The sequence below is a fragment of the Thermodesulfobacteriota bacterium genome (genome assembly GCA_036397855.1).
Lineage (GTDB): Bacteria > Desulfobacterota_D > UBA1144 > Nemesobacterales > CSP1-2 > DASWID01.
On the sequence record DASWID010000120.1, the window covers coordinates 1 to 10,878 of the forward strand.

The window sequence follows — 10,878 nt, forward strand, 5'->3', positions numbered from 1 at the left end:
GCGAGTTAATCTTATTGGAAATTGACCATCGCATACAAGTGGAGCCTGGGACTTGCATTTGTGGGGGTCAGATTGCAATGGGACCGGATGGCTACCTTTATATTTCATTGGGAGTTACTTCAATTGCAAATGGTCAGGATACTTCAAATTTGTTTGGGTCAATACTGCGTATAGATGTGGACAATCCACAGAACAGTCTTAATTATTCCATTCCTCCGGATAACCCCTTCTTCTCGAATAACGAGGGAAATAGGGAGGAGATTTTTGCCTATGGGTTACGTAATCCGTTCCGTTTTAGTTTCGATCCCGAAACAGGCCTTATTTGGGCCGGTGATGTTGGGGAGCATGGCGCTGAAGAGGTTGATATCATTAAAAAAGGTGGGAATTATGGTTGGGATATAATGGAAGGAACGATGTGTCATGAACCGCAGTTTGGTTGTGATATGACCGGACTTCAGACGCCTGTTTGGACGTACCCAAGGAATGAGGGCGTCACAATAATAGGTGGATTTGTGTACCGTGGCTCTGAGCTACCTGAGCTTTTCGGATCATATATATACGCTGACTTTGGCAGTGGTCGAGTATGGGCACTAAGTGTAGATGAGAATTACCAGCCTGTAGATAATGCAGAATTGCTACAATTTGATCCATTTAGGATAGTCTCATTTGGCGTGAATGAACACAATGAATTATTAATTTGCTCATTTGATGGCAGTATTTACAGATTAGCTCGGAGAGAGAATTTAATAACCAATATGAAAATCTTGAATTTACGCGTGGCCTTCTTAAATTCATAAGCTTATCGACAGGATTTAGAAATCGTGATCTAGGTAGGGGGACAATAATGGTAAAGCCATCTTATTTCCTCAGGTCCATAACGTTATGAAAACTAACAAACATTTAGATTCACCCTAGGTCTAACTAACTAATTTCCTGCAGCTTGTTGCCGGGAGTTTAATAAAAGCTATTTCGCTCCAATATAAAAGAATTGGTATATATAAGCCCGTTAAAAAGTGATATTCATCCTAAACGAAATAATGCATATATCTGATCAAGTTTTATTCAGATCTAACGCTGTATTATTTATGTCTATCAGATAAGATATTTGGGAAGATTGACCAAATTGATGCTCGAGTTATGATCAATAGATATTTATCTCTCAATCCTTATCGGAGGACAATTGATGGCATCTACAATTCTCTTACTTATATTATCCCTGGCTAATATTCAGGAAGTCATGAATTTATCTCTTCAAGACGTGAGAAGAATTGCGCTTGAAAACAATCGGGATATACAGATTCAAAGGAAGGACGTAGAGATTTCACTGGGAGAAGTAAAGAAGCAGAAGGGTATATTCGATCCTCTATTTAACATAAGTTCATCATATACGGATGGTACTACACCCACAACCAGTTCATTTATAGTGAGTGGTGAGGTCGAACAAAAGGAGTTTAATGCCCAGGCAAATGTGCAGGGCGATCTCCCTACGGGAACCTTCTATAACCTCTTTAATTTTTCCGTATCAAGGACGTCATCAAACTCTCCGATCGTCGATTTGTCTCCAAGTTGGTTCAATTCTCTCGGTTTTAACATAGGACAAGATCTACTAAAAAACTTCGGCACCAGCGTAAATTTGACACCAATCGTAGTAGCGAAGAGATCAAGCGAAATATCATATGAAGAATTAAAAAGAAGTATTTCTCAAGTCTTTCTAAACGTTGAGACTGGATATTGGAATCTCGTGGCTGCAAAAAGGAATCTTGAGTTAGCCCAGACTGCACTCGATCTTGCTAAAGACCTCCAAAGGAGAAATGAAATTCAGGTTGAGGTAGGGGTACTTCCCCCGGTAGCCGTTGTTGAAGCCAAATCCGAGGTTGCCGCACGAGAGGTGGATCTAATCAGGGCTGAGAATTCTCTAAAAGCGGCAGAGGATGCTTTGAAGAATATACTCGCAATCCCTCTATCCCAGAAGATTTCCGCGGTTGAAGAGCCTAAAACTGCATATCTGTCATTTGATGAGAGTCAGGTACTTGAAGAAGCCTATGAAAATAGACCCGAGGTCCAACAGGCAAAGCTGGACATTAAGAACAAGGAATCACTTAAGAAGTTTTATTCAAATCAGAGACTGCCTAGTTTATCCATACAGGGGAATATATTACTCGAAGGTTTGGGCGGTGACGAAAATCCAGATCGACTGAGCTTTGGCGACATGCCTGAACCAATCCCTGACAGGTTTTTGGGCGCTGGTAAATCATTCAACAGTTTATTTGGCGCTGATTTTCCAACATGGCAGGTACTGGGTGTTTTTAGTTTTCCTATCTTCAACCAAACAGCAAAGGGTGATTATGTAAAGGCATCTGCTGAGGCGGATAGAAGTGTAATAGCTTTTAAGAAGGTATTAGATAATATATCACTCGATGTCAGTAACGCAATAATAAATATTGAAGATAGTATAAGGGGTATACAGGCCGCAAAAGTGGCTGTGGAGCTCCGCGAAGAGGTTTTAAGAAACAATCAAGAAAGGCTGAATGTGGGTATTGGTACAACTAGAGATGTATTAGAAAGCCAGCGAGATTTGGTTAATGAGAAGTTTTTGGAGATTAGAGCCATAACATCTTATAATATTGCCCTTGCGCAGCTTGAGTTTGCAAGGGGAACTATACTGGAGTTTAGCGGTGTTAAGCTAAAAAATTAATGTCTAAAATGTCTTACACCTGTAAAAACCATGGCGATACCGTGTTCGTCTGCAGCCGCTATTGTTTCATTATCCCTTATTGAGCCACCCGGTTGTACAATCGCTGTTATACCGGACTTTGCTGCTTCGTCAATTCCATCACGAAATGGGAAAAAGGCGTCGGATGCAAGTACGGCCCCTTTTGTGGAAACTCTTGCCTTCATGGCAGCAATTTTTACGGAATCTATTCTGCTCATCTGCCCGGCACCGATGCCTATGGTCTGTCCATCGCGTGCAAAGACAATTGCATTAGATTTTACATGCTTACATACCTTCCATGCGAATTTCAGCGCCTCTATTTCTTCATCAGTGGGTTGTCGCTTAGTCTCTACCCTGAAGCTCTTAAAATCCTGCTCTCCACTAAGATCCCTGTCCTGAACGAGTATACCGCCTACTACCCTCTTTATATCAAAACCGCCTTGTATCGAATTTTTGAGGGGAGGTGTTTTCATAACCCTAAGATTTGACTTACTTGAAAGGATTGAAACCGCTTCATCGGTGTAGCCGGGCGCTATTACTACTTCAAGAAACATCGTGGTAAGCTCAGATGCTGTATGTTCGTCGACTTCCGTATTGAAGGCTACAATACCGCCAAATGCGCTTTCTGGGTCACATTTCCTCGCGGCGGTAAATGTTTGCAGTGAATTTTCTCCAATTGCGACCCCACATGGGTTGCTGTGTTTAACAATCACGCAGGCTGGATCGGAAAACTCCTTTACGGTTTCGAGTGCCGCATCCGTATCAAATATATTGTTTAGAGATAGTTCCTTACCCTGAAGTTGAAAAGAATTTGAGACACAGGCCTCTTCAAAACCCTTTTCGATATAAAAAGAGCCTTCTTGGTGTGGGTTTTCTCCATACCTGAGTCCCATTTTCTTTTCGAAATGCATGGTTAGATTTTGGGGGAATTTTGCTCTTTCTTTATCCACTTGAATAGATGATAGGAAGTTAGATATAGCGGCTTCATAACCTGCTATGTGGGAAAAGGCTTTGATTGCCAGCATGAAATTTGTTTCGATGGATATACATCCGTTATTTTCCCTTAACTCTTTAATTATGGTTGCATGGTCGTCATGGTTGACGATGACGGTTACGTATTTATAGTTTTTCGCTCCCGCACGCACCATTGTAGGACCACCTATATCTATGTTTTCTATCGCTTCGCTCAACGATACATTTTCATTTCTAATTACTTCGATAAATGGATATAGATTGACCACTAAAAGATCGATACTTTTTATGCCGTGTTTTTCCAGCTCCAGTATGTGAGTTTTATTGTCTCTTACTGCAAGAATACCGGCGTGTATTTTAGGGTGTAAAGTCTTTACCCTTCCGCCTAGTAGCTCTGGTGATTTAATGTAATCTGAAATTTCCGTTACATCAATCCCGGCGTCTTTCAAAGATTTTGCAGTCCCACCGGTTGAGAGTATTTCAATCTGGAACTTTTTAAGTTCCTTTGCAAGGTCTATTATTCCTTCTTTATTGGAAACACTGATTAGGGCTCTTTTTATTTTATTCATTTTTGAAACTCCTTCGGTTTAAGAAGTGAGTGAAAATTACCATGTCTTTTGAGAAATTGTCAATCTTTGCGTATAATGATTTTTAGCTAATTAAACTATTTAAAGTTAACTTTAAAGGGGATGGAGTATGTGATTAGGCTTTTGAAATTATTAACTTAAAGTGTGAGAGGGGAGTAATTTTAATGGATCAACGCGCATTGAAGCTGAAGGTCGGTTTTTTCGTTCTAGTAACATTTATAATATTGGTAATTTTTGTGTTTATCTTTGGGGGAGATAAGGTACTTTTTAAGAGAAGGTATAATCTGAATACCTCCTTTACCAACACTGCCGGCCTCACTCAGGGGGCTGCTGTAAGGCTGTCGGGGGTGCGAATCGGCAGCGTTAAGGATGTTGAATTTCCTAAAGATCCTGATATCAACCTCATCAAGGTTGTCATGGAGGTTAGTGAGGAGGGGATGAGAAGGATCAGTCCTGATTCCGTTGCAACAATACAGACTGAAGGACTGCTTGGAGATAAGTACATCGAAATAATAAGGGGAAAGAAAGAGCCTCCAAAGCAGATTCAAAACGACACCCAGATAAAAAGCTACACTCCACCCCAGGTTCAGGAGTTGATAGGTCAATCAGGGCTGTTGATCGATAATATTATAAGTATCTCACAGAGCATGGATAAGATTGTGAAGGGTTTTGGTAAACAAGAAAACATTGAGAATATAAATAAAACGATTGCGTCGCTTAGCAAGAGTGCTGAAGCCATCGAGAATAGCCTGAAAGCAATAGAAGATGGTAGAGGTGTACTTCATACTCTCATTTATGGCGGTAGGGATAAGTCTGGACAGGGGTTTGATGAAAATACACTTTTAAAAATTGACAGTGCCGTGACAAATCTCAATGATTTGATCGGCCAAATCCGAAAAGGCCCGGGCCTTTTCAATGCGTTGATTTATGATAAGAAATTGTCTGAAGAATTAGACAGCACACTATCGAATATCAGTTCTGCTTCAGATGATCTTGGTGGCCAAGATGGAATAGCACCTGAACTTAAAAAGGCTGCAACAAACTTCAGGGAGATAACGGAAATGCTTAAGGGTGGTGAAGGAACCATAGGTGCGCTCTTAATCGATCCTACCATATATGATAATTTAAAGGGCGTATTGGGCGAGGCTGATAGGAGTAGATTTGTTCGCGCTGCAGTCAAGTATCTACTGGATGAGAAGGCAAAGGATACGGAAAACCAATAGCTTGAGCTTAAAATTGCTCGAGCGGGCGACGGGACTCGAACCCGCGACCCCAAGCTTGGGAAGCTTGTACTCTACCAACTGAGTTACGCCCGCACTTAAAAACAAATTTATTCTAGCGCCACATAAAAGTCAACATTTGACGGTTGCTCAGTTTGTGGCTTGTTTTTTTCTTATCTTAAGTCACCAGTATTTCGCCACTTGTCGCGCCCGAATGTATTACTCGGGCATCCACTCCTTCTTGTCATCCTCGAATGCTCCCCACTAAAGGCATGTGAGGACAAGCGTTGTCGAAGATCTACCCCTGCTTGTCATCCCCGAGGATTTTTGTCGGGGATCCAGAGACAAAGAACATGGATTCCCTTTTAACATACAAATGGCAAGGGAGCGGGGATTCCCGATAGCGCTCGTGTCCAAATGTTGCGCTTTAAGGCATGCGCCCGAACGTTGTTATCGGGTGACATAAGCATATAAGTTCTACCGGGTAGCATCACGGAATGATAGCTTTATTCACTCCTTTAATGGTGTCCAAAATGATTAGAAATGAGTTGATCGAGCCTCGTAAAACAAGGCTTTTATACAGATAAAAACGCCTTTTTGAAATCGTTGAGATCTGTCGCATGGAACGACAAACCCAGAACTGTCATTGCTGTAAGTGTTAGATATTTCGTGGACAGAATTCTTACAATTTCATGAGTAGATTTATTTTCATTAATCCTTTTCAGAATGAAAAGGACTTAAATGGCCTTCCAAAAATTGCGTTAAGAAAAACAGAAACGAAGACGTGAAAAAAAATTTGTGGGTTGTGGTTGGATTAAATTTTTTAGTCGGAGTTTATGATTTTTAGCGAATTTTTGGGTAGCCTTGATTTTTGCTTCTTTGTATCAAGACAAAGAAGTTAGAAACGACAAATAACATGAATGAGGAAAACGCTCTTAAGGATTCTGTCCCCGAAACGTCTGGCATTTTCAATTGCGAGACTGGACTGAACGAAGCAATCTCTTATTTTAGACAAGTTTATACTCCATTAATGATTACTTAACATATCTTTCCAATTAGTGTATAAGTAAACATAAATAATGAACCGCGCTGAAAAAGTAAGACTGGAAAAGGCACTTAGCATCTACTTTAGTGAAATCCACAAGGTCTATACTGGAGGTAATTTTAGGGAAGAGAGTTTCTATCCATCATTAAAGACTCTCGTTCAGGAATGTTCAATTAATTTTATAACACAAGCAGGAACCAATGTATTAGTGCTGCCAAAAAAAACAGAAGTAGGGATTCCTGATTTTCTTATTGGTAAGAATGGAGAATTTGTCGGATATATTGAAGCTAAAACGCCTGATACCAATCTTAGTGAAGTTGAAGATTCCGAACAACTCAAAAGATATCGTGATTCTCTGCCAAACATTATTTTAACTAACTTCTTAGAGTTCAGGCTATATAGATACGGCAAGGCTATAGATAAGGTAGAGGTGGGAAGGCAATTTACTTTAAAGGATTTGAAACATCCTCCAGCGCCCGAGAAGTTAGATTTATTCTCTGAACTCTTGGAAAAGTTCTTCTCCTTTTCCACTCCTGTGATTCAGAAATCGTCCGATCTCTCCGTTGAACTTGCAAAGAGAACCAGATTCCTCGAGCACATCCTGCACGAGGAGCTTTCAAGGGACAACGAGGAAGTAACAAGATTATTCAAAGCCTTTCAGGAAGAACTGATAGAGACTTTGACAAAGGAGAGGTTTTCCGACCTTTACGCTCAGACTATTACCTATGGTCTTTTTGCTGCAAGGATGAAGGTTCAAAACGGATTTAAAAGGGAAACTGCCTGGAGGTATATTCCTGAAAGCCTGCCTCTACTTAAGGAGATTTTCTATTCTATGACTGGTCCTCATTTTCCTGAATCCCTGTCGTGGATCGTTGATGACATAAGCCACGTACTTGAGAAGGCGGATATCTCTTCAATCCTTAAGGAGTTTAAGATCACCAGATGGGATGAAGATCCCGTAATCCACTTTTATGAAACCTTTCTTGCAACTTATAATCCGAAGGAAAGAGAGCGGTTAGGGGTTTACTATACTCCTTTACCTGTGGTTTCTTACATTGTGAGATCTATTCATCATCTGTTAAAAGATAAATTTGGAAAGAGCGAGGGTCTTGCTACAAACGATGTTACCCTCCTTGACCCTGCTGCGGGGACTCTCACATTTGTAGTTCAAGCTATCAAGCAAGTCCAGATGGAATTAGAAGAAAAGAAAAAGATAGGACTCATTAAATCCTACATAGAAGAGCATATAATACCCAATTTCTACGCCTTTGAGATTCTTATGGCTCCCTATACTGTTGGACATTTTAAGGTCTCTATGGTATTGGAGGAAATGGGCTATCGGTTCAAGAAGGATGAACGGTTTCAGTTTTACCTGACAAATACCCTGGAGATGAAAGAACCAAAGCAGATAAGTTTCCTGATTGACCTTGCCAGAGAAGGGCTGGAGGCAAAGAGGATAAAGGAAAAAGTTCCAATTCTTGTTGTCCTTGGCAATCCTCCCTATTCGGTTAGCTCAGAGAATAAATCGGAGTTTATCGAAAGATTAATGGATTATTATAAAGAAGATGTAAGGGGTGAGAGAAATATCCAGCCGCTTTCAGACGACTATATAAAGTTCATTCGATTCGCCCACTGGAAAATCGAGCAGGGCGGCAAGGGCATACTGGGTTTTATCACCAACAACTCCTATCTTTCAGGAGTAATTCATCGAGGCATGAGGAAGAAACTTCTTGAGACCTTTGATGAGATCCACATCCTTAATCTCCATGGTTCTTCAAGGATTGGAGAAAAGACGCCCGAAGGCGGTAAAGATGAGAACGTTTTTGACATTCAGCAGGGAGTTGCAATAGCACTTTTTTTAAAGTATGGGGAGGGATGATGAAAAAGGGGGTAAAGAACTGGTTAGACTCCGCACAATATGACTTAGAAACCGCCGAGCATATGTTTAAAACGGGCAGATATATCTATACGGTATTTATGTGTCATCTTGCCCTCGAAAAAGTTCTTAAGGCAAAAGTCGAAGAGGTTACTGATAGAGCGGCACCTAAAACCCATGACTTAGAGTATCTTGTGGAACTTGCAAAATTATCTCCCGATGAAGACACAGAGAGATTTATTGTAGAGGTTACCAATTTAAGTATAGTTACAAGATATCCACGAGATTTTCAGAGAATACTTAAAGATTTTTCTCAGAAAAGAGCAGGGTTTATTTTGACAAAAACCAAAGAGGTCTTTCAATGGATAGGGAAATCTATCAAGTTATAAGTGAATATAAGAGAAGACTCCAATCGCTTGGAATCAAAGTTAAGAAAACATTTCTTTATGGTTCCCATGCAGTTGGTAAAGCTAGAGAGGATAGTGATATAGATCTGCTGGTTGTATCAGATGACTTTGAAAGCATGGATATCTGGGAAAGACTTTGTCTCTTAGGGCGTGCCCGCATGGGTATAAAAAGGCCGATGGAAATAATAGGGCTTACTGAAGAAGAGCTGGAGTCTGAAGATAGTAGTAGCTTTATCAAAGACGAGGTTAAATCAAAAGGTGTGGAAGTGATATGAGCGAAAAGAAGTTAGCCAGGGTATTCTACGCGGATCTCTGGGGATTAAGAGATGATAAATATAAATACCTTTTTAAGAGTGATGTGAAAACGACTAAATGGCAAGAGCTTGAACCCACTGCTCCTTACTACTTCCTTGTCCCCAAGGACTTCGCCCTGCAATCCGAATATGACAAGTTCTGGAAGGTGACGGAGATTTTTAAGCAATGGTCAAGTGGAGTTAAGACTCATAGAGACCATTTTGTGGTAGGGTATACAAAGGAAGAACTTGCACAACGACTCAGAGTATTTGGCGGTAATTTATCTGACGAGCTAGTCAAAGAGAGCCTGAATTTGAAAGATACAGGAAGTTGGAAGTTGTCTGAGGCGAGACAGAAAGTAAAAGGGCAGAAATTGGAGGACAAAATTTATCCCTATGCTTATCGCCCCTTTGATGTGCGGCGGATTTGCTATGAGTCCGCCTTAATAGATAGAAATAGATGGCCATTTATGAAATGTTTTCTGAAAGAAAATTTAGGAATTACTTTTAAACGAAGTCGTTATTTAAGAACTAAAGAATTTCATCATTTATTTGTTGTTGATAATTTGGGTGATATCAACTTTTTTGGTGACCAAAGTATTTTCTTTCCCCTCTATGTATATCATGATGAACCTGTAGGGGCAATTCATGAATTGCCCTTACAGAAGAAATTCAAAACGGAGCGATCCCCGAACCTCACCCCAGAGTTTTTACAAGCTATAAAAGACTCCGTTGGCTCAGAGCCAACAACAGAAGAGGTTTTTTATTATATTTATGCCGTCCTTTATTCTCCCACCTACCGCAAACGATATGAGGAATTCCTTAAAATCGATTTCCCAAGAATTCCTTTACCCTCAAATAATAAATTGTTTGGAGAATTAAGTGTTCTGGGTAAAGAACTCATTGAACTTCATTTGCTTAAAGCTTCGGCTCTTGATGAGACCGGGATTGGTTTTCCAAAAGACGGATCAAGAAAAGTAGAGAAGGTTTCGTACGATGAACAAAACCTGAGAGTTTTCATAAATAAGGAACAGTATTTTGAGGGCATCTCAAATGAAGTGTGGACCTACCGAATCGGAGCCTATCAGGTAATGGAAAAGTATCTGAAGGATAGAAAAAACCGAAAACTTTCTCTTGACGAGATTAACCATTATATGAAAGTTGCCAAAGCAATTCGTTTGACAATCGAGTTACAGAAAAAGATCGACAACGTATATAGAAACAACATAACTAAAGTTTGATTTTAACCTTTTAATACTAATGCTATTGACTAAGAATGCATCAATAAAAGGTTCTCATTATGCCTCTGCGTTACGATCTCAACAGAATCTCATTTCGATTCAAAAGAGAAATTTGTTAGTATCAGTATTAAATCCGCGAACCGGCTAAATGAGTCAGTAAACAGAGTTGAATAAAGAATCAGATAAAAACAATTGTCAATTGTAGACTCGACCCCATTGTTTTTTTTAATTATTCCTGTTAAAAGTTTTCAAAATGGATTAGAGAGTAAAAATTTTAATATTAGGCATAATTAATAGGATGATTCATAAAGACAAAGGTTTAATTGTTTATGTTGACTGCCAACCATCTGAACAACTTATTTATAATGATGAAATAGTAGCATGTTTTGTAGCGTTAATATGTCCTGATCCTAACGCATTTAGTAAATACAAACAATATAAAGAAGTACCAGCAGATGAACGACCATTAATTGCCGAACAAATTGCAGATGATTTAAGCTCAGCACATGATATTTATTGTATTG

General features: G+C 39.8%; 9 protein-coding genes and 1 tRNA gene. 8 read left to right on the top strand and 2 right to left on the bottom strand.

Annotation, left to right across the window (positions count from 1 at the left end; translation table 11 throughout):
- Both VGA95_09365 and VGA95_09370 read left to right on the top strand, forming a co-directional pair.
- The coding region (locus VGA95_09365; protein HEX9666747.1) for a PQQ-dependent sugar dehydrogenase at positions 1-797 on the top strand (797 nt) is incomplete at its 5' end.
- A 386-nt stretch (positions 798-1,183) separates the two neighbouring features.
- A complete protein-coding gene (locus tag VGA95_09370; protein HEX9666748.1) occupies positions 1,184-2,695 on the top strand; it encodes a TolC family protein in 1,512 nt (503 codons plus the stop codon).
- Here VGA95_09370 and purH read toward each other — a convergent pair.
- Positions 2,692-4,254: a bifunctional phosphoribosylaminoimidazolecarboxamide formyltransferase/IMP cyclohydrolase gene (gene purH / locus VGA95_09375; protein HEX9666749.1), complete on the bottom strand. Its 1,563-nt coding sequence runs from the start codon at positions 4,252-4,254 to the stop codon at positions 2,692-2,694. The two genes, VGA95_09370 and purH, sit on opposite strands and share 4 nt — an antisense overlap.
- Before the next feature lie 182 nt (positions 4,255-4,436).
- Here purH and VGA95_09380 point away from each other — a divergent pair, with 182 nt between their 5' ends.
- Positions 4,437-5,495, top strand: coding sequence for an MlaD family protein (locus VGA95_09380; protein ID HEX9666750.1), 1,059 nt, complete (start codon positions 4,437-4,439; stop codon positions 5,493-5,495).
- A gap of 20 nt (positions 5,496-5,515) precedes the next feature.
- Here VGA95_09380 and VGA95_09385 read toward each other — a convergent pair.
- A tRNA-Gly gene (locus VGA95_09385) sits at positions 5,516-5,588 on the bottom strand.
- Between the two features lie 983 nt (positions 5,589-6,571).
- On the opposite strand from VGA95_09385, the gene VGA95_09390 reads away from it, so the two are divergent.
- The 5 genes from VGA95_09390 to VGA95_09410 all read left to right on the top strand — a co-directional run.
- Positions 6,572-8,416 (top strand): N-6 DNA methylase, encoded by a 1,845-nt coding sequence (locus VGA95_09390; GenBank protein ID HEX9666751.1) that lies wholly within the window; start codon positions 6,572-6,574, stop codon positions 8,414-8,416.
- The gene (locus VGA95_09395) at positions 8,413-8,802 is read left to right on the top strand and encodes a HEPN domain-containing protein (GenBank protein ID HEX9666752.1); all 390 of its coding nucleotides are present in this window, start codon (positions 8,413-8,415) and stop codon (positions 8,800-8,802) included. Before VGA95_09390 ends, VGA95_09395 begins: the two co-directional genes overlap by 4 nt.
- A complete protein-coding gene (locus VGA95_09400) occupies positions 8,775-9,095 on the top strand; it encodes a nucleotidyltransferase domain-containing protein (protein ID HEX9666753.1) in 321 nt (106 codons plus the stop codon). Before VGA95_09395 ends, VGA95_09400 begins: the two co-directional genes overlap by 28 nt.
- A complete protein-coding gene (locus VGA95_09405; protein ID HEX9666754.1) occupies positions 9,092-10,354 on the top strand; it encodes a type ISP restriction/modification enzyme in 1,263 nt (420 codons plus the stop codon). The genes VGA95_09400 and VGA95_09405 overlap by 4 nt, the downstream gene beginning before the upstream one ends.
- Before the next feature lie 298 nt (positions 10,355-10,652).
- On the top strand, positions 10,653-10,878 hold a 226-nt coding region (locus VGA95_09410; GenBank protein ID HEX9666755.1), incomplete at its 3' end, for a hypothetical protein.